Here is a 19,205-nt window from a genome sequence, read left to right on the forward strand (position 1 = left end):
ATGCCCGCGGCACTCGCCTACACCTGCCTGGCCCTGTCGATGCTGCTGGTCGGCGGCAACATCGCCGTCGGCAAGGCGATACTCGATGAGCTGCCGGTGTTTCTCTTCGCCCTGCTGCGTTTCGCCATCGCCTGCCTGGTGCTGGCCCCCGGCATGCTGCTGCCCGCCGTACGGCGGCAACTGGATCGCCAGGCGGCGGGCGGCCTGTTCCTGCAGGCGTTCTTCGGCTGCTTCCTGTTCAGCCTGTTCATCCTCCACGGGGTACGGCTGACCTCGGCCACCAGTGCCGGCATCGTGCTGAGCATCACCCCCAGCCTGGTGGCGTTGCTGGCGTGGCTGCTGCTGGGCGAACGCATCGCCGCGCGCAACAGCCTGGCCATCGGCCTGGCGATAGCCGGCATGGCCTTGCTCAATCTGCTCGAGAGCAGCCAGGGCGGCAGCGCCAGCCTGCTGGGCAACGCACTGGTGCTGGGGGCGGTGCTGTCCGAGGCGCTGTTCGCCATCTACTCGCGGCGCCTGTCGCTGAGCCTGCATCCCTGGGCCATGGCCTTTGGCGTCAATCTGGCGGGGCTGCTGCTGTTTCTGCCGCTGGCCTGGCCACAGGCGATGAGCTTCGACTGGCAGGCCCCGAGTTCCACCACCTGGCAGCTGCTGGGCTTCTACAGCCTCAGCGCCAGCGTGCTGTCGTTCCTGCTGTGGTACACCGGCATCAGCCGGGTAGCGGCCAATGTCGCCGGCCTGTTCATCGGCCTGATGCCGCTGAGCGCGGCGCTGGTAGGGGTATTCGCACTGGGCGAGCGCTTCGCCGCCAGCCACGCCCTGGGCATGGTGCTGGTGCTCGGCGCGATTGCGCTGGGTGCGTGGCCGGGGCGGCGCCCGTCCGGGTCAGCGATGGGAAGTCGGTTGCAGGCGCGCCAGGACAGCGCGCCCGTTGCGGACACCCCGGGCCGCTGAATCAGCAGTCCCGGACGCCCTGCGCCGCTCAGCCGTGTTCGGCTACGCGGCGGCGGCAGGCTTCGCCGAAGGCCTGGAAGATCTTCACCGAATCCGGGTTGCTCGCCGCCTGCCATTCCGGGTGCCATTGCACGGCGAACAGGAACGGCGACAGGCTGGGGGCGTGAATGGCCTCGATCAGGCCGTCCTCGGCGCTGGCCAGCACCTCGAGGCCCTGGCCCAGATTGCGGATGGCCTGGCCATGCAGGGAATTCACGCGAATCTCCGGCTGGCCGAGCAACTCGGCGAACCAGCTGCCGGGCACCGGGTAAACCGCGTGGCGCGGTGCGTACTGCACCTCCACCGGGTCGTCCGGGTTTTCCCGATGGTCGTTGTAGCCGGGCTCGGCATAGACCTTCTGGAAGATGTCGCCGCCCAGGGCCACGTTGATCTCCTGCATGCCGCGGCAGATGCCGAAGATCGGCAGGCCACGGGCGATGGCCGCGCGGATCAGCGGCAGGTCGAACAGGTCGCGATCGCGATCCTGGCCCTTGTTCGGGGTTTCGTTCTCCTGGCCGTAGAGCGCCGGATCGATGTTGCTGCCGGCACCGGTCAGGTACACGCCGTCGGCCATGTCCAGATACTGCTCGAGGTCATCCGTACCGCAGCAGGTGGGTACCAGCACCGGCACGCAACCGGAGAGCTCGACCAGAGGGCGGATGTATTTGTGGGTCATTACCTGATAGTCGTGGCCCTTGCGCTCCTGAGCGCCCATGGACATCAACACGACGGGTTTGCGAGGGGTATTGCGGATCTTGTTGTCGGACATACGTCACCTTGGGACAGGCCGGGCCTGTCGTTGCTGTGCAGACCCGTGGCCAGCAGAACGTCGCTGCTGCCGCACTTGAGGCCTGTTTGGCTAACCCCGTGCACCGCAGCTCCTCCTGAGCCAGGGTGCCGCCTTCCGACGGCGGCTCGAACCGGGTCAGCTCCATCCAGAGAGGGGCCGCAGCAGGGCTGCCCGTTACCCGGTTCGGCAACGGAATCTGCTGCCAGTCTGCCCGAGCCGTAAAATATGTCAAACAAATAAGCAGGGTTTCGTTAAACAAACTTGCCGCACCGCTCAGCCTATAACCCCATGAAACGGCGCACACAGCGGACAGGGCGGCATAAGCGCCCCGCCTGAAAGTCCAATATTTTTAACAATGCAGACCGGCATCCCTCACGGCAGCGCGGGCGGCCGAGGATAAAACCCTATACACTATGCGGTTTCTTAAAACGTCACCGAGGACACCCCTTGAGCACCCTGCCACCCTGCCCCAAGTGCAACTCCGAATACACCTACCAGGACGGCGACCAGCTGGTCTGCCCCGAATGCGCCCATGAGTGGCAAGCCGGCGACGGCACCGAAGCAGCCGACGAAAGCCGTGTGATCAAGGACTCGGTGGGCAATGCGCTGCAGGACGGCGACAGCGTGACCGTGATCAAGGACCTCAAGGTCAAGGGCTCGTCGCTGGTGGTCAAGGTTGGCACCAAGGTGAAGAACATCCGCCTGGTGGATGGCGATCACGACATCGACTGCAAGATCGATGGCATCGGCGCGATGAAGCTCAAGTCGGAGTTCGTGCGCAAGGTCTGACTCGCAAAGGGCGCATGCGGCCCCACACCCTCACGGAACTTGGCTAGCCTGAACACAGGCCATTCACGAGGGAACCGCCATGCGCCATCTGCTGCTCGCTCTGCTGCTGTCGACTACAACGCTGCCTGCCGCGCAACCCTGGCGGGTGGTGGGCGACGAACAGTTCGCGCCCTACAGCTTCGTCACCGACGCGGACGACACGCCGCACGGCCTGGACGTGGAACTGGTCGATGCGGTGCTGCGCGAGGCCGGGGTCGCCTACGAAATCCGCCTCTACCCCTGGGAACGGGTCAAGCGCATGCTCGATCGCGGCGAGGTGCAGATGGCCTTTCAGTTCGCCGGCACCCCGCAGCGTCAGGAACAGTACGAGCTGGTCGGCCCGCTGCGCAGCGGCTCGACCGTGTTCATGACCACCGCCAAGACCGCCATCAGCGACTGGCAGACGCTGGACGATTTCGCCCCCTATGTCATCGGCCAGGTCCGCGGCTATGTCTACGAAGAGCACTTCGACCGCGCCGACCTGGCGCGCGACACCAGCGCGCAGAATCCGCGCCAGCTGGTCTCGATGCTGCTGGCCGGCCGCATCGACATCATCGTCGGCGACCGCGTGCAGCTGCAGTATTTCGTGCATGAGCAGCGCGCCCAGGATCAGGTGCGCATCCTGCCTCGCCCGCTGATCCAGATGCCGCGCTTCGTCGCCTTCGCCAAGGGCGACATCGAACGTGCCCGGCAATTCTCCGAGGCGCTGGTACGCCTGCGCAATGCCGGCAAGCTGGATGAAATCCAGCAGCGCTGGGCGCCGTGAGCGCCGCTACTGCACCGGCAGGAAGTTCAGCAGGAACAGGCTCTGCGCATAATTGGCCCCCATGCGTCGATAGCGTTCTTCCAGCACGTGGGTGAGCAGGTCCAGACGCGCCACCATCTTGCCGAACTCCACCGCATAGCTGAGGTTGCTGCCCTGCTCGGACACTTCGTTGGAGAGCAGCAGCGGCTGGCCACTGGCGTCGCGGCGCTGGCCGAGCATCCAGGCGGCCTTTTCCAGATTGCGCGCGGCATTGTGGATGAACTGCGCATTGAAGCTGTCGGTCAGGTAGAACTCGGTGCGCCCGCCATGCGCCGTCACCAGCATGCTGCCGATGGCATAGGTGAAGGCCGCCACCCGGTCGCCCTGAAAGCCCGGGCTCAGGGCGTAGTCGAGCGCGGCGACGTCGCGCCGGCCGCCCAGGGTCGGCCAGTCCAGGTTGTGTTCGATGGCATGCTGGATGGCGCGCTCGGCGGCGGCGCTGTCGGGGTGCGCATTCTTGCGCCATTCGCGCGGGTTGCGCTGGTACAGCTTGTTCATCAGCCGGTACAGGCTGTTGAGGTTGTTGCGCATGGCCAGGGTGGCCATGCGGTCCACGTCGGTCTGCAGCAGCTCGGCCGGTTTCACCGGGCTGCGCGTATGCAGGATCGAGTCGTTGTCCAGGCGACCGCTGCAACCGCCGATCAGCAGGAGCAAAGCCAGCCCGGGCAAGCACCGTTGCCAATACGCAACCGCCTTCGCTTGCCCGCCCCAGACGGCAGGCCCAGGCCTCGCTCCCATCCTCTGGCTCCCTGGCTAGCCCGGGCCGGATTGGCGCGGGCATCACTCAGAAGCTCAGTAAAGCGCAAAATTTCCATCTGGCCCGTGCGGCAACGCATGAAAGCACCATCCGCCGCCGCGACCGGGCCGACTCAGGCCGGGCTCGCCGCCCACTGCTCCAGACGCGTCACGCTCTCGCGGTAGGGTTTCAGGCTCTTGGCCAACAGGATGATGGACATCAGCACCGCCAGGGTGGTGACGATCAGCAGCGAATAGCGCAGCGCGTTGTCGTCGGCGAAGACGAAGTCGGTGACCAGGGCCACGGCGGTCGGGCCTATTCCCAGGCCGATCAGGGTGATGACGAACAGGTAGATGGCCGAGGCCTGGCCGCGCATCGAGTTGGGCATGATCTCCTGGATCGCCGCCGGCGCCACGCCGAACGGCATGCTCAGGCAGAACACCGTGGGCGCCAGCAGCACGCTGGCCCACAGGGCGCTGTCCATCAGCGGGAACAGCAGCACCAGCGGCAGCGCGGCCAGGGCAGCGTAGAGACCGACGCGCATGTTCGCATCGCTGCGCCCGCGCTTGGCCATCCAGTCGGCCAGACGCCCGCCGAAGACGATGCCCAGGCAGCCGAACACCGCGACGATGCAGCCATAGACGATGCCCACCTGGCCGGCGTCCCACCCGTAGGTGCGGATGTAGAAGGTCGGCACCCAGGCGGCGCTGCCGTAGCCGGCGAAGGCCAGGCCGGCGAAACCGAAGTTGTGCAGCAGCACGGTGCGGCGGTTGGCGCGAATGTAGCGCCCCACTTCGCTGAGCGGTACCGCCACGCCGGCACCGGCGCCGCGGCGCGCGGGCTCCTTGACCGCCAGCATGAGCAGGGTGAAGAGCACGCCGGCGACGCCGAGAATCAGGAAGATCAGCTGCCAGGGACGCACTTCACCCAGCACCGGCAGGGTCACGTCGCCCTGCGCCGAGGCGAACTGGATGACCAGCCCACCGACCAGGAAGGCCAGCCCCGAGCCCAGGTAGACGCCCATGGAATAGACGCTGATGGCCGTGGCCCGGCGCTCGGCGGGAAAGCTGTCGGCGATCAGCGAATAGGCAGCCGGCGACAGCGCCGCCTCGCCCACACCGACGCCGATGCGGCAGAGCAGGAACTGCCAGTACATCTTGGCCATGCCGCAAGCGGCGGTGGCGGCGCTCCAGAACAGGATGCCCACGGCAATCAGCCCGCGCCGGCTGCGGGTGTCGGCGACGCGGCCAAGGGGAATGCCGCAGACGGTGTAGAACAGGGCGAAGGACAGGCCCATCAGCAGGCTCATCTGCGTGTCGCTGATCATCAGGTCGCGGCGGATGGGCTCGACCAGCAGGTTGAGAATCTGCCGATCGACGAAGGACAGCACGTAGGCCACCATCAGGATGGCGACAGTGACCCAGGCGCGGGCACTGGAGGGATAGCCGTTATTGTTGTTATGCACGGACGCTCTCCTCGGCACCGCTGACGCGGTGCGCGGCGGTTGAAAGTGGCGTCAGCTTAGGACGATATAAACGGCGCTGAGTATCGCTCGAAGGTGTTATCAGGCGGGCGAATGCTTCATACCCGCCGCAGCGAATGCTTCACCACGGCGGGCAGAGGCATGCATCAGAGGGCTTGCGGCGCCCGCTCGCAGAGGACCTTGAGTGCCGCCACCCAGTCCGGGTGGTCGTTCAGGCAGGGCACCAGCTGCAGGCTCTCGCCACCGGCCTCGACGAACTGCTCGCGGCCGCGGTCGCCGATCTCCTCCAGGGTCTCGATGCAATCGGCGACGAAGGCCGGGCACATCACCAGCAGCTTCTTCACCCCCTGCGCGGCGAGTTCGTCGAGGCGGGTCTCGGTGTAGGGCTCGATCCACTTGGCGCGCCCCAGACGCGACTGGAAGCTCACCGACCACTGCTCCGGGCGCAGGCCCATGCGCTCGGCGAACAGCTCGGCGCTGCGCAGGCACTGCGCGCGGTAACAGGTGGCGAGCACCGCAGGTGAGGCGGTGCGGCAGCAGTCGTCGCCCTTCAGGCAATGGCCGCTGGGGTCGAGCTTGTGCAGGTGGCGCTCCGGCAGGCCATGAAAGCTCAGCAACAGGTGGTCGAAGCCCTGCTCCAGATAGGGCTTGGCACTGGCCACCAGGGCATCGAGGTATTCCGGCTGGTCGTAGAACGGCGGCAGGACGGAGAAGCGCAGGTTCAGGCCGCGCTCACGCACCACGCGCTTGGCCTCCTCGATCACCGTGGTGGTGGTGCTGTCGGCGAACTGCGGGTAGAGCGGCGCCAGGGTCACCTGGCGAATGCCCTGGTCGGCCAGGCGTTGCAGGGTCGCCTCGATGGACGGCTCGCCATAACGCATGGCCAGCTCCACCGGGCCGTGCGACCAATGCGCCTTCATCGCCTCCTGCAGGCGGCGGCTGAGCACCACCAGCGGCGAGCCTTCATCCCACCAGATCGAGGCATAGGCATGCGCCGACGCTGCCGGACGCTTGATCAGGATCAGCGACACCAGCAGGCGGCGCAGCGGCCACGGCAGATCGATCACGTAGGGATCCATCAGGAACTGATTGAGGTAACGGCGGACATCGGCTACTTCGGTGGACGCGGGCGAACCCAGGTTAACCAGCAACAATGCGTGATCGGTCATGCGAAATCCTAGTCAGGGGTGGCCCAGCAGATCGGCCAGGGCCACATCCAGATGGGTGAAGCGGAAACTGAAACCGGCCTCGAGCAGACGCTTCGGCACGGCGCGCTGGCCGCCAAGCAGCAGCTCGGACAACTCGCCAAGACCGGCACGCAGGGCGAACGCCGGCACCGGCAGAATGGCCGGCCGGCTCAACGCCTGGCCCAGCGCCTTGGTGAACTCGGCGTTGCGCACCGGCAACGGCGCGCACGCATTATAGGGACCCTGGGCGGCCTCCTGCTGCAAGAGAAAATCCATCAGGCCGATTTGGTCGGCGATATGGATCCACGGCATCCACTGCCGGCCGTCGCCGAGACGCCCGCCCAGCCCGAGCCGGAACGGCAGCAGCAGACGCTTGAGCATGCCGCCGTCCGCGCTCAGCACCAGACCGGTACGCACCAGCACCACGCGCATACCCAGCTCCTCGGCGCGTTGTGCAGTTTCTTCCCAGGCGCCGCACAGCTGCGCGGCGAAATCGTCGGTGACCTGCGGCGTGTCCTCGTGCAGCTCACGCTCGCCGCCATCACCGTACCAGCCCACCGCCGAGCCCGACAGCAACAGCGCCGGACGCTGCTCGCGGCTCTTGAGCCAGTTCAGCAGCTGCTCGGTCAGGCCGATGCGGCTGGCCCACAGCAGCGCCTTGCGCTTGCTGCTCCAGGGGCGGTCGGCGATGGGCGCACCGGCCAGGTTGACCACCGCATCGAGCGGCTCCTCGGCCAGCTCCTCGAGCCGCCCGATCCCCCGCACCGTAGGCCCACACAGGCCGGCTACCTTGCCCGGCTCACGGCTCCAGACCGTCAGGCGATGGCCGTGCTCGACCCAGTGCGCGCAAAGCGCACGCCCAATCAGGCCGGTACCGCCGGTCAGTAGGATATGCATGGCATCGTCCTCGCATGGCAATTGATGAGACTTCACCTTTAGTCTGGTTTATGACAGGCATACGTGCCTTTATCGAACGCCGCGTTTGTCCTAAACCTAAAGAAAGAGGGAGCGCCGCTCACGACAGCTGTACATGAAAACATTCTTGTATAGCTCTTGTCCAAACCGTAGCCTGTAATGCATTCAGCGCTGACGAGGTAACCATGAACGCACCCATCGCCATCATCGGCACCGGCATCGCGGGACTTTCCGCCGCCCAGGCCCTGCACGCCGCCGGCCACGACGTCGAGCTGTTCGACAAGAGCCGCGGCAGCGGCGGGCGCATGGCCAGCAAGCGCAGCGATGCCGGGAGCCTGGATCTCGGCGCGCAATACTTCACCGCCCGCGACCGCCGCTTCGTCGAAGTGGTGCAGCAGTGGCAGAACCGCGGCTGGGCCGAAACCTGGGCGCCGGAGCTGTACAACAGCCAGGCCGGCCAACTCAGCCCCTCACCCGACGAGCAGGTCCGCTGGGTCGGCGCGCCGCGCATGAGCGCCATCAGCCGCGCCCTGCTCGGCGCCCTGCCGGTGCACTTCTCCTGCCGCATCACCGAGGTGTTCCGCGGCGGCAGCCACTGGAGCCTGCAGGACGCGGACGGCAACAGCCATGGCCCCTTCAGCCACGTGATAGTCGCCACCCCGGCGCCCCAGGCCAGTGCGCTGCTAGCTTGCGCGCCGAAGCTGGCAGGCGTGGCGGCCAGCGTGGTGATGGAACCGACCTGGGCGGTGGCCCTGGCCTTCGACACGCCGCTGGATACCCGCGTCGAGGGCTGCTTCATCCAGGACAGTCCGCTCGACTGGGTGGCGCGCAACCGCAGCAAGCCCGGCCGCGACAATCACCCGGACACCTGGGTGCTGCATGCCAGCAGCGCCTGGAGCCGGCAGCATCTGGACCTGGCCAAGGAGACGGTGATCGAGCATCTGCATGGCGCCTTCGCCGAGCTGATCGGCTGTGCGGTCCCGGCGCCGAGCTTCACCCTCGCCCACCGCTGGCTCTACGCCCGTCCGGCGCAGGCTCACCAGTGGGGGGCGCTGGCCGATGCCGACCTGGGCCTGTACGCCTGCGGCGACTGGTGCCTGTCGGGCCGGGTCGAGGGCGCCTGGCTCAGCGGCCAGGACGCCGCCCGCCGTCTGCTCGAACACCTGGCATGAGCGGCGCCGACAAGCGCCGCCTCAACCCGCGCAAGCTGCTGCTGTCGAAATGGACGGCAGCACGGCCGCAGAATCGTGAACGGCATTTTCTGGTCACCGAGCTGATCCGCGACGAAGAGGACAACATCCTCGCCGTGGAACTGCAGGCCGTGCTGACCCGGCGCAGCCAGCAGCTGGACTGGCGCCAGTTGCAGGACACCGAGCGCTGGCAGCAAGGCTGGCGCTGAGCACGTCTGCGCCGGCCCTGCTCTGCGCGCTCTGAGGTTCATCCCACCCCTTTCTCCGCCATAGCCCATCGCCTCCACCCTGCGGACGCGATGCGTCGCCTCGCGGCCGGTCGCAGGCAAAATCTCGCACCGAACAAAAGCGATACCAGACCTGTACAAATCATTTGACTTGTACAGCTACACACCTATGATGGACTGAAATTGTACATGCACCAACAAATGTACAAGTTCATCGAGGTCGAACCATGCCTGCGAACAAAGCCAAACTGGGCATCAGTGCCTGCCTGCTGGGCGCCGAGGTACGCTACAACGGCGGTCACAAGCTGTCGCGGCTGTGCAGCCGCAGCCTGGCCGAGCATTTCGATTTCGTCGCGGTCTGCCCGGAAGTCGGCATCGGCATGTCGGTGCCACGCGAGCCGATCCGCCTGGTAGGCGACCCGCAGGCGCCGCGCGCCGTCGGCACGGTCGATCGCTCGCGCGATGTCACCGATGCCCTGGCCGCCTACGGCGAGCGCATGGCCGCGGAGCTGCAGGGCATCAGCGGCTTCATCTTCATGCAGCAGTCGCCGTCCTGCGGCCTGGAGCGGGTCAAGGTCTACCAGGACGGCGGCCGGCCCAGCGAGCCGGGGCGCGGCATCTTCGCCGCCGCCTTCTGCGCCCGCCACCCCGATCTGCCCGTCGAGGAAGACGGCCGCCTCAACGACCCGGTGCTGCGAGAGAACTTCATCACCCGCGTCTATGCCCATGCCGAGTGGCAGCAACTGCTGCAGCAGGGCCTCAGCCGCCACGCGCTGATCGCCTTCCACTCACGCTACAAGTACCTGCTGATGGCCACCGACCCGGTGCGCTACAAGACGCTCGGCCGCCTGCTCGGCGAGCTGCACCAGCATGACCTGGCCGAACTGGCGCCGCGCTATTTCAGCGAGCTGATGAGCGCGCTGAAGAAGTGCGCCACCCGCGGCACCCACAGCAACGTGCTGCAGCACCTGAGCGGCTATCTCAAGCATGCGCTGTCCGCCGACGACAAACGGGAAATGCAGCAGCTGATCGGTCAGTACCGCCAGGGCATCGTGCCGCTGGTGGTGCCGCTGACCCTGCTCAAGCATCACTTCCGCCGCCATCCGCATCGCTACATCGCCGAACAGGCGTACCTGCAGCCGCATCCGGAACCACTCAGCCTGCGCAACGCCCTGTAATGCCCATGACGACCGAAAGCATGGCCGGCGAAGAAGCCGGCAACGACTACCGGCAGATCCTCGACCAGGGCTACCTGCCCATCCGCGAGGTGGCGCGCAGCACCGGCATCAATGCCGTCACCCTGCGCGCTTGGGAACGCCGCTACGGCCTGATCGTGCCGTACCGCACGCCCAAGGGGCACCGCCTCTACTCACCGGCCAACCTCGAGCGCATCCACGCCATCCTCGCCTGGCTGGCGCGGGGCGTGGCGGTGGGCCAGGTCAAGGCCCTGCTCGACCACGGCCATACGCCGCAGGCGCCGAGCACCGACAACTGGAGCCGCCAGCGCAACGAGCTGCTGGAGTGCATCACCGAGCTCAACGAGCGGCGTCTGGACGAGCGCTTCAATGCCGCGCTGGCGCTGTATCCGGCCAGCACCCTGGCCGAACAGCTGCTCTGGCCGCTGTTCGGCGATCTGCGCCAGCGCTGGCAGGGCCAGTTCGGTGCACGGCTGGAGCAGGTGTTCTTCTTCTCCTGGCTGCGCAGCAAGCTGGCCACCCGCATCTACCACGGCAACCGTCAGCTCGGCGGGGCGCCGCTGCTGCTGATCAACCTCGGCGAGGCGCCGATGGAGCCGGGGCTGTGGCTCAGCGCCTGGCTGGCCAGCGCCAGCGATTGCCCGGTGGAGGTGTTCGACTGGCCGCTGCCGCCTGGCGAACTGCTGACCGCCGTCGAGCAGATCGCCCCGCGCGCGCTGCTGCTGTACGCCGAGCAGACGCTGGACGGCGCTCTGCTGCGCCGCCACCTGCCACGCCTGGCCGCACAGAGCCCGGTACCGGTGCTGATCGCCGGCCCGTCGGCCCACATTCACCGCGACGCGTTGGCCGACCTGCAGTCGGCGGTCGACCCGCTCGCCGCGCACGCCTGGCTGCAGCGTCACGGCCTGCTCGGCGCCCGAGAGGTAAACTCATGCAGCAACTGATGTGGTTCCGCAGCGACCTGCGGATCGATGACAACACCGCGCTGAGCCAGGCCATGAGCAGGGGCTCGACCATAGCGCTGTACCTGGTCACCCCCGGCCAGTGGCAGCGCCATGACGATGCCCCGTGCAAGGTCGACTTCTGGCTGCGCAACCTGGCCCAGCTGAGCCGGGCGCTGGCCGCCCTCAACGTGCCGTTGCTGATTCGTCAGTGCGAGGACTGGAACCAGGCGCCGGCCGTGATCGCCGAGGTCTGCCACCAGCACAACGTCTGCGCGGTGCATGCCAACGAGGAGTACGGCATCAACGAAAGCCTGCGCGACCGCTGCGTGGCCGCCTACCTGGCCCAGCAGGACATCGCCTGGCACAGCCATCTCGACCAGCTGCTGTTCAAGCCCGGCAGCATCCTGACCCGCTCCGGCGGCTACTTCCAGGTCTACAGCCAGTTCCGCAAGGTCTGCTACGAGCACCTGCACATGGCCCTGCCCGGCCGGGTCGCCCGGCCCGTGGCGCAGGCGCCCACGCCCCTCGCCAGCGACGCGATTCCCCAGGCCGTGGACGGCTTCGCGATGCCCAGCGAGCAGCTGCGCAGCCTCTGGCCGGCCGGCGAAGAGGCCGCCCGCCAGCGCCTGGAGCGCTTCGCCGACGAGCAGATCGGCTACTACAAGGATGAACGCGACTTCCCCGCGCTGCCCGGCACCAGCCAGCTGTCGCCCTACCTGGCAGCCGGCGTGCTGTCGCCGCGTCAATGCCTGCACGCCGCACTGGCCGCCAACCGCGGCGAGTTCGACAGCGGCAATGCGGGCGTCGTCACCTGGGTCAACGAACTGCTCTGGCGCGAGTTCTACAAGCACATCCTGGTGGGCTACCCGCGCGTCTCGCGGCATCGCGCCTTCCGCCCGGAAACCGAGGCCGTGGCCTGGCGCCGCGCGCCCGAGGAACTGGCCGCCTGGCAGCAGGGCCGCACCGGCCTGCCGATCATCGATGCCGCCATGCGCCAGCTGCTCGAGACCGGCTGGATGCACAACCGCCTGCGCATGATCGTCGCTATGTTCCTGACCAAGAACCTGCTGATCGACTGGCGCGAGGGCGAGCGCTTCTTCATGCGCCACCTGATCGACGGCGACCTGGCGGCGAACAATGGCGGCTGGCAGTGGAGCGCCTCCACCGGTACCGATGCGGCGCCCTACTTCCGCATCTTCAACCCCATCAGCCAGTCGCAGAAGTTCGACCCCGAGGGACGCTTCATCCGCCACTGGCTGCCGGAGCTGGCCGGCCTGAACAAGCGCGACATCCATGACCCGGCCAGCCTCGGCGGGCTGTTCGCCCCGGCCGGCTATCCACGGCCGATCGTCGATCTGTCGCGCTCGCGCGAACGCGCCCTGGCGGCGTTCAGAAACCTCGGCCAGGAGGTGCCCGCATGAGCGACTTCCTGGCCAGCTTCGCCACGCGCTTCGCCGCGCTGAACAAGGACAACCTCGAGTTGCTCGGCGAGCTGTACAGCGACGACGTGCTGTTTCGCGATCCGCTGCATGAGGTGCACGGCCTCACCGCCGTGCGCCGCTACTTCGCCGAGCTGTACGCCAATGTCGAGGCGCTGCGCTTCGAGTTCCACGGTTACGACCAGGTGGCGGAAGGCGAAGGCTACCTACGCTGGACCATGCGCTACCGCCATCCGCGTCTGCGCGGCGGCGCCGAGATCGCGGTGGAGGGTTGCTCGCACCTGCTCTGGCGCGACCGCGTCTATCGGCACCGCGACTACTTCGACGCCGGTGCCCTGCTCTACGAGCACCTGCCCGTACTCGGCAGCGTGATCGCCTGGCTGAAACGGAGGCTGGCATGAAACGTATCTGGCTGACCGGCGCCAGCAGCGGCATCGGTGCCGCACTGGCGGAAGAACTGCTGCGCGCCGGCCACCGCCTGGCGCTCAGCGCGCGCAGCAGCGGCCCGCTGCAGGCGTTCGCCGCCCGCTATGGCGAGCGGGTGCTGGTGGCCCCGGGCGACCTGACCGACGCCGAGCAGGTGCGCGCCATCGGCGAGCGCATCGAGCAGGTGTGGGGCGCCCTGGATTGCGTGATCCTCAATGCCGGCACCTGCGAGTACGTCGAGGTGCGCCAGTTCGAGGCCGCGATGATCGAGCGGGTGATGCGCGCCAACCTGTTCTCCGCCGGCTACTGCATCGAGGCCGCCCTGCCCCTGCTGCGCCGCGGCGAAGGCCCGCATCTGGTCGGCGTCGGCAGCTCGGTGACCTTCATGCCGCTGCCCCGTGCCGAAGCCTACGGCGCCTCCAAGGCAGCCATGCGCTACCTGCTGCAGACCCTGCGCATCGACCTGGCGGCCGAGGGCATCGACGTTACCCTGGTCAGCCCCGGTTTCGTCGACACGCCGCTGACGCAGAAGAACGACTTCCCCATGCCCATGCGCTGGCCGGTGGAGCGCGCCGCACGGTACATCGCCGAACGCCTGGACAAGCGCCCGCACGAAATCGCCTTCCCTACTCCCTTCATCGCCGTACTGAAACTGCTCGGCAGCCTGCCCAGCAGGCTGCAACTGGCCATCGGCCGTCGCCTGGCGCGTAACGAGGACACTCCATGAAGATCGCCATCATCGGCAGCGGCATCGCCGGGCTCACCTGCGCCTACCTGCTCAATCGCAAGCACGACATCCAGGTGTTCGAGGCCAGCGACTGGGTCGGCGGCCATACCCACACCGTGGACGTCGAGGTGAATGGCCAGCGCTACGCCATCGACACCGGTTTCATCGTGTTCAACGACTGGACCTACCCCAACTTCATCCGCCTGCTGGAACAGATCGGGGTCGGCTACAAGCCCACCGAGATGAGCTTCTCGGTCAGCGATCCGGCCAGCGGCGTGGAGTACAACGGGCACAGCCTCAATACCCTGTTCGCCCAGCGCAGCAACCTGCTGTCGCCGGCCTTCTGGGGCATGCTGCGCGACATCCTGCGCTTCAACCGCGAAACCCAGGACGACCTCGCCAGCGGGCGCATCGGCAGCGATCTGACGCTGGGCGCGTACCTGGAGCGCAACGGCTACGGGCGCCGCTTCATCGAGCATTACGTGGTGCCGATGGGCTCGGCCATCTGGTCGATGTCGCTGCAGGACATGCTCGGGTTTCCCCTGCAGTTCTTCGTGCGCTTCTGCAAGAACCACGGCCTGCTGTCGGTCAACGACCGGCCGCAATGGCAGGTGATCGAAGGTGGCTCGCGCAGCTACGTGGCGCCGCTGAGTGCCAGCTTCGCCGAACGCATCCGCCTGAACTGCCCGGTGACGCGAGTCGAGCGTGACCAGAGTGGGGTGACGCTGCACAGCGCCGCCGGCAGCGAACGCTTCGACAAGGTGGTGTTTGCCTGCCACAGCGATCAGGCCCTGGCCCTGCTGGACAAGCCCAGCCAGGACGAGCAGGACATCCTCGGCGCCCTGCCCTACGCCGACAACGACGTGGTGCTGCACACCGACACGCGCCTGCTGCCGAGCCGCAAGCTGGCCTGGGCCAGCTGGAACTATCGCCTCGGCGGTCCCAGCAGCCAGCCGGCCGCGGTCACCTACAACATGAACATCCTGCAGGGCATCGCGGCGGATACCACCTTCTGCGTCAGCCTCAACCAGACCGCCGCCATCGACCCGAGCAAGATTCTCGCGCGCTTCCAGTATGCCCATCCGCAATACAGCCTGGCCGGCACCGCCGCCCAGGCGCGCTGGGAAGAATTGCTCGGCGCCCAGCACAGCTACTACTGCGGCGCCTACTGGGCCAACGGCTTTCACGAGGACGGGGTGATCAGTGCGCTGCGCGTGGCCCGCGCCTTCGGTGAGGCGCTGTGATGCACAGCGCCCTGTACAGCGGCTGGGTGCAGCATCGCCGCTTCGCCCCGCGCGCCCATGCCTTTCGCTATCGCATGGGTCTGTTGTACCTCGACCTGAGCGAACAGGCGCAGCTGTTCGCCCTCTCCAAGCTGGCCGGCGCCGGCCGCTTCGCGCCATTCGCCTTCCGTGAAACCGACTACCTGCCCGAGTCCACCCGCCAGGGCATGGCGCTGCACGAGGCCGTGCGCAATCGGGTAGAGCAGGCACTGGGCACGCGCCCGCAAGGTCGCATCTGCGTGCTGACGCAGCCGCGCAGCTGGGGCCTGGCCTTCAACCCGGTGAGCATCTTCTACTGTCACGACGCCGCAGAGCGCCTGGTGGCCATCCTCTGCGAAGTCAGCAATACGCCATGGCGCGAGCGTTATCACTACGTGCTGCCGGCCGATGGTGAGGGGCGCCACCAGGTCAGCGTGGACAAGGCCTTCCACGTTTCGCCCTTTCTGCCGCGTGAGCTGGAGTACCGCATGAGCTTCAGCGCGGTGGGCGAACGCCTCGGCGTGCACATGGCCGACTGGCAGGGTGCGACCAAGCTGTTCGACGCCAGCCTCAGCCTGCACCGCCAGCCTCTGGATCGCGCCAGCCTGCACCGCTATCTGCTCAGCTTTCCCTGGATGACCGGCAAGACCCTGGCGGCCATCTACTGGCAGGCGCTGCGCCTGCTGTTCAAGCGCATACCGATCTTCGACCACTCCCCCGCGGAAGGCAGCTTCCGCGTTGCCCGCCCGCACGTGAAGGACTCGCCCCATGAAGAGCTCTAGTCTGACCCCCACCAGAAGCCTGGTACGCAGTGGCAACGGCATTGGTGCCAGCCTGCTGCGGCGTGCCGTCCTGCGCCAGCTGGAAAACCTGCACCACGGCCAGCTGCTGATTCAGGAAGGCAGCGAAACTCTGCATTTCGGCACGCCGCAGAGCGAGCTGCGTGCCGAGATCAGGGTGAACGACCCGGCCGTCTGGGGCCTGGTGGCCGGCAATGGCTCCATCGGCGCGGGCGAGGCCTATATCCACGGCTACTGGAGCACGCCGGAGCTGACCGCGGTAATCCGCGTGTTCGTTGCCAACCTCGATGTGCTGGACGCCATGGAAGGCGGCCTGGCCCGCCTCGGCCGCCCGCTGATTCGCGGCCTGCACTGGCTCAACCGCAACACGCGCCAGGGCTCGCGGCGCAACATCGCCGCTCACTACGATCTGGGCAACGAGCTGTTCGAGCAGTTTCTCGACCCCACCATGATGTACTCGGCGGCCATGTTCCGCGGCGCGGACGACAGCCTGGAGCAGGCGCAGCTCAACAAGCTCGAACGCATCTGCCAGAAGCTCGACCTCAAGCCCACCGACCACCTGCTGGAGATCGGCACCGGCTGGGGCAGCATGGCCATCCATGCCGCCACCCGCTACGGCTGCCGGGTGACCACCACCACACTGTCGCGCGAGCAGCACGCGCATACCCACAAGCGCATCCGCGAGCTGGGCCTGGAAGACCGCATCACCCTGCTGCTGGAGGACTATCGCGACCTCGAGGGTCAGTACGACAAGCTGGTCTCCATCGAAATGATCGAGGCGGTCGGCCACCGCTTCCTGCCCACCTATTTCCAGCAGTGCGCGCGCCTGCTCAAGCCCCAGGGGCTGATGCTGCTGCAGGCCATCACCATCCGCGATCAGCGCTACGAGCAGGCGTGCAGGTCGGTGGACTTCATCCAGCGCTACATCTTCCCCGGCGGCGCGCTGCCCTCGGTGCACAAGATGCTGGAAGTGGTGACCCGGCATACCGACCTCAACCTGCACCACATGGAGGACTTCGGTCTGCACTACGCGCGCACCCTGCGCCAGTGGCACGACAACCTGCGCAACGCCAGGCAGCGTCTGGAGCAGCTGGGCTACGACGATTACTTCTACCGGCTATGGGAGTTCTACCTGTGCTATTGCGAGGGAGGCTTCCTCGAACGCACCATTGGCACCGCCCAACTGCTGCTGGCCAAGCCGGCGGCTCGCCCTGCTCCCCTGTTAGGAAACTTCGATGCCTAAGCTGATCGCCAATGCCCTCCTGTTCCAGCTCGGCTGGCTGATCTGCGTGTTTGCCGGCGACAGCCTGTGGCTGCTGCCGGTGGCGGCGATCGTTGCCGTGCACCTGCTGTGGGTCAGTAGCTGGGCGGCCGAGGGCAAGCTGCTGCTCAGCGTGTTTCTCGCCGGTAGCGCGCTGGACAGCTTCCTGCTCAACCTCGGCGTGTTCGATTTCGGCGAGCCGCGCCAGCTGATCCCGCTGTGGCTGGCCCTGCTCTGGCTGCTGCTGGCCACCACCCTGAATCATTGCCTGGCCTGGACCGCGCAGCCCTGGTGGCGCGGCAGCCTGCTCGGCGCCGTCGCCGCGCCACTGGCCTACTACGGTGGCGCGCAGATCGCCGGGGTCACCCTGCCGCTCGGCACCTGGCCGACCCTGGCCATTCTGGCCGCGGTCTGGGCGGTGGTGATGCCGGTGCTGCACGGCTTCGCCAAGCTGTATCGCGCGCAGTACGAACAGCGCCTGCGCCTGCAGCAGAGGTGATGCCAGCGTCGCCGGGCTGACGAACGCCGAACGAAAAAGGCCGGGCATCGCTGCCCGGCCTTTTTTGTCTGCCGAAACGGATCAGAAACTGGTGCGGTAGTGCAGGGTGTACGCTTCGGCACCGTCGTTGGGGTTCTTCAGGCCGGCGTTGGAATAGTGCACGGCGCGCAGGCCGATCTCCTGGCCAGCGAAACGCAGGCCGACGCCGATGCGATCCTCGAACTGGAACGAAGAGCCCAGTTTGTTGCTTTCCAGCTCGGTGCTGGAGAAGGCGGCAACACCGATGCCCGCTTCGATGTACGGGCGCACGTTCTGCCCGGCGAATTCGTAGACGAACACCGGGGAGAACGACAGGCTGTGGTTGCTCGCCGTCTCGTCACCGTCCCAGTAGGTATACCCCAGGTCCCAATAACCGGTGAGGCGGCCATAGCTGCTCTGCAGCCAGCTGCTGTCCCAGTCCCACTGAGCCCCCAGGCGATACACCATGGTGGAATCGCCGCTCTGGCCGATGGCAGCGGTCACGTCCGCAGCCTGTACTGCCCCCAACTGCCCCACGGTCAAAGCTGCAAAGGCAGCCACAGCGCATAGCTTCTTCATGAACTATTCCTTCTCGAGAAGTGAGCTTGAACGAGTGTTCCAGATTGCAATCATAGAGACCGCTGTTGTTAGCAAAGGTCCCAATAAAACTAGTTCGCATATTTAAAATACGTGAACTTGCGCCTGTTCGCCCAGTAGCAGCGGCAATACCGCCTGCATGCGCTGTATATCGCCACTGCTCCAGTAGCGGGTCGCCTGCGCCGGCGGCGTGGCCAGCAGCTCGTGCTGCCCGAGCAGGCGCTGCAACTGGCGCGCCACCGCCGCACCGGTGTCGATCAGGCTCACCGAGTCCGGCACCAGGCTGTGCAGCAGCGGCTTGAGGAAGGGGTAATGGGTGCACCCCAGAATGAGCGTGTCGCAGCCCTCGGCCAGCAGCGGCTCGACATAGCCCTGCAGCAGCTCGCGGGTGGCCGGCGCCTGCAGCGCACCAGCCTCGATGCACTCCACCAACCCCGGGCAAGGCTGGGTGATCACTCGCACGTCGCTGGCGAAACGGTCGAGCAGCGCGGCGAACTTGGCGCTTTTCAAGGTACCGGTGGTGGCCAGCACCCCGACCACGCCGCTGCGCGTCGCCGCCGCCGCCGGTTTTACCGCCGGCTCCATGCCGACGATGGGCAACTGCGGATAACGCTCGCGCAGCTCGGCAGCCGCCGCCGCGGTGGCGGTATTGCAGGCCAGCACCAGCGCCTTGGCGCCCTGCGCCAGCAGGTGCTCGGTGATCAGCACGCAGCGCTCGCGAATGTACTCCGCGCTCTTCTCGCCATAGGGCACGTGGCCGCTGTCGGCGACATAGAGCAGCGACTCATTGGGCAGCAGCTGGCGAATCTCGCGCAGCACCGACAGGCCGCCGACCCCCGAATCGAAAACGCCGACCGGCGCCTGCGACTGATTCATTTCAAA

Annotated in this window: 21 protein-coding genes; 14 read left to right on the top strand and 7 right to left on the bottom strand. The window is 66.9% G+C overall.

From position 1 onward, the window contains the following. Window positions 1-954, top strand: coding sequence for a DMT family transporter (locus tag N7333_RS00085; protein WP_129481779.1), 954 nt, complete (start codon window positions 1-3; stop codon window positions 952-954). A 28-nt stretch (window positions 955-982) separates the two neighbouring features. On the opposite strand, the gene N7333_RS00090 is transcribed toward N7333_RS00085, so the two are convergent. Beyond that, on the bottom strand, window positions 983-1,762 hold the full coding sequence (locus N7333_RS00090) for a type 1 glutamine amidotransferase (protein ID WP_011921140.1): 780 nt from the start codon (window positions 1,760-1,762) through the stop codon (window positions 983-985). A 468-nt stretch (window positions 1,763-2,230) separates the two neighbouring features. Here N7333_RS00090 and N7333_RS00095 point away from each other — a divergent pair, with 468 nt between their 5' ends. Beyond that, entirely contained in the window at window positions 2,231-2,572 is a 342-nt protein-coding gene (locus N7333_RS00095; RefSeq protein WP_003246962.1) for a zinc ribbon domain-containing protein YjdM, read from the top strand. A gap of 79 nt (window positions 2,573-2,651) precedes the next feature. Beyond that, window positions 2,652-3,377, top strand: coding sequence for a transporter substrate-binding domain-containing protein (locus N7333_RS00100; RefSeq protein WP_129481780.1), 726 nt, complete (start codon window positions 2,652-2,654; stop codon window positions 3,375-3,377). 6 nt (window positions 3,378-3,383) lie between these two features. Here the strand turns inward: N7333_RS00100 and N7333_RS00105 are convergent, their stop codons facing one another. From N7333_RS00105 to N7333_RS00120, 4 genes are all read right to left on the bottom strand, one after another. Further along, a complete protein-coding gene (locus N7333_RS00105) occupies window positions 3,384-4,076 on the bottom strand; it encodes a hypothetical protein (RefSeq protein ID WP_100219185.1) in 693 nt (230 codons plus the stop codon). Between the two features lie 209 nt (window positions 4,077-4,285). Continuing rightward, window positions 4,286-5,617 carry an MFS transporter gene (locus N7333_RS00110; protein ID WP_003246965.1) on the bottom strand — a complete coding sequence of 444 codons (1,332 nt, stop codon included), beginning with the start codon at window positions 5,615-5,617 and terminating at the stop codon, window positions 4,286-4,288. Between the two features lie 164 nt (window positions 5,618-5,781). Continuing rightward, window positions 5,782-6,804 carry a ferrochelatase gene (gene hemH, locus N7333_RS00115; RefSeq protein ID WP_129481781.1) on the bottom strand — a complete coding sequence of 341 codons (1,023 nt, stop codon included), beginning with the start codon at window positions 6,802-6,804 and terminating at the stop codon, window positions 5,782-5,784. A 12-nt stretch (window positions 6,805-6,816) separates the two neighbouring features. Beyond that, a complete protein-coding gene (locus N7333_RS00120) occupies window positions 6,817-7,719 on the bottom strand; it encodes a TIGR01777 family oxidoreductase (RefSeq protein ID WP_003246967.1) in 903 nt (300 codons plus the stop codon). Window positions 7,720-7,922: 203 nt separating this feature from the next. On the opposite strand from N7333_RS00120, the gene N7333_RS00125 reads away from it, so the two are divergent. The 11 genes from N7333_RS00125 to N7333_RS00175 all read left to right on the top strand — a co-directional run bounded on the left by N7333_RS00125 (window position 7,923) and on the right by N7333_RS00175 (window position 17,708). Continuing rightward, a complete protein-coding gene (locus N7333_RS00125) occupies window positions 7,923-8,909 on the top strand; it encodes an NAD(P)/FAD-dependent oxidoreductase (protein ID WP_129481782.1) in 987 nt (328 codons plus the stop codon). Further along, window positions 8,906-9,136, top strand: a complete 231-nt coding sequence (locus N7333_RS00130) for a TIGR02450 family Trp-rich protein (protein WP_003246969.1) — start codon at window positions 8,906-8,908, stop codon at window positions 9,134-9,136. Before N7333_RS00125 ends, N7333_RS00130 begins: the two co-directional genes overlap by 4 nt. Window positions 9,137-9,381: 245 nt before the next feature. Further along, a complete protein-coding gene (locus tag N7333_RS00135) occupies window positions 9,382-10,332 on the top strand; it encodes a DUF523 and DUF1722 domain-containing protein (RefSeq protein WP_003246970.1) in 951 nt (316 codons plus the stop codon). Window positions 10,333-10,337: 5 nt separating this feature from the next. Continuing rightward, window positions 10,338-11,294, top strand: coding sequence for a MerR family transcriptional regulator (locus N7333_RS00140; RefSeq protein ID WP_129481783.1), 957 nt, complete (start codon window positions 10,338-10,340; stop codon window positions 11,292-11,294). Further along, window positions 11,282-12,715, top strand: a complete 1,434-nt coding sequence (gene phrB, locus N7333_RS00145) for a deoxyribodipyrimidine photo-lyase (RefSeq protein ID WP_129481784.1) — start codon at window positions 11,282-11,284, stop codon at window positions 12,713-12,715. The genes N7333_RS00140 and phrB overlap by 13 nt, the downstream gene beginning before the upstream one ends. Next, a complete protein-coding gene (locus N7333_RS00150; protein ID WP_003246973.1) occupies window positions 12,712-13,134 on the top strand; it encodes a nuclear transport factor 2 family protein in 423 nt (140 codons plus the stop codon). Before phrB ends, N7333_RS00150 begins: the two co-directional genes overlap by 4 nt. Then, window positions 13,131-13,886 carry an SDR family NAD(P)-dependent oxidoreductase gene (locus N7333_RS00155; RefSeq protein WP_129481785.1) on the top strand — a complete coding sequence of 252 codons (756 nt, stop codon included), beginning with the start codon at window positions 13,131-13,133 and terminating at the stop codon, window positions 13,884-13,886. The genes N7333_RS00150 and N7333_RS00155 overlap by 4 nt, the downstream gene beginning before the upstream one ends. Next, window positions 13,883-15,130, top strand: coding sequence for an FAD-dependent oxidoreductase (locus N7333_RS00160; RefSeq protein WP_129481786.1), 1,248 nt, complete (start codon window positions 13,883-13,885; stop codon window positions 15,128-15,130). The genes N7333_RS00155 and N7333_RS00160 overlap by 4 nt, the downstream gene beginning before the upstream one ends. Then, window positions 15,130-15,930, top strand: a complete 801-nt coding sequence (locus N7333_RS00165; protein ID WP_129481787.1) for a DUF1365 domain-containing protein — start codon at window positions 15,130-15,132, stop codon at window positions 15,928-15,930. The genes N7333_RS00160 and N7333_RS00165 overlap by 1 nt, the downstream gene beginning before the upstream one ends. After that, the gene (locus N7333_RS00170; RefSeq protein WP_003246977.1) at window positions 15,917-17,191 is read left to right on the top strand and encodes a cyclopropane-fatty-acyl-phospholipid synthase family protein; all 1,275 of its coding nucleotides are present in this window, start codon (window positions 15,917-15,919) and stop codon (window positions 17,189-17,191) included. Before N7333_RS00165 ends, N7333_RS00170 begins: the two co-directional genes overlap by 14 nt. Further along, window positions 17,184-17,708, top strand: a complete 525-nt coding sequence (locus N7333_RS00175; protein ID WP_011921128.1) for a DUF2878 domain-containing protein — start codon at window positions 17,184-17,186, stop codon at window positions 17,706-17,708. Before N7333_RS00170 ends, N7333_RS00175 begins: the two co-directional genes overlap by 8 nt. Before the next feature lie 81 nt (window positions 17,709-17,789). Here N7333_RS00175 and N7333_RS00180 read toward each other — a convergent pair whose 3' ends face one another. Together N7333_RS00180 and murI are read right to left on the bottom strand one after the other, a co-directional pair. Further along, the gene (locus N7333_RS00180; RefSeq protein ID WP_003246979.1) at window positions 17,790-18,305 is read right to left on the bottom strand and encodes an acyloxyacyl hydrolase; all 516 of its coding nucleotides are present in this window, start codon (window positions 18,303-18,305) and stop codon (window positions 17,790-17,792) included. A gap of 102 nt (window positions 18,306-18,407) precedes the next feature. Continuing rightward, entirely contained in the window at window positions 18,408-19,199 is a 792-nt protein-coding gene (gene murI / locus N7333_RS00185) for a glutamate racemase (protein ID WP_129481788.1), read from the bottom strand. Window positions 19,200-19,205 lie beyond the last annotated feature (6 nt).

The organism is Pseudomonas sp. GD04158, from assembly GCF_029834875.1.
GTDB classification, from domain to species: domain Bacteria; phylum Pseudomonadota; class Gammaproteobacteria; order Pseudomonadales; family Pseudomonadaceae; genus Aquipseudomonas; species Aquipseudomonas hydrolytica.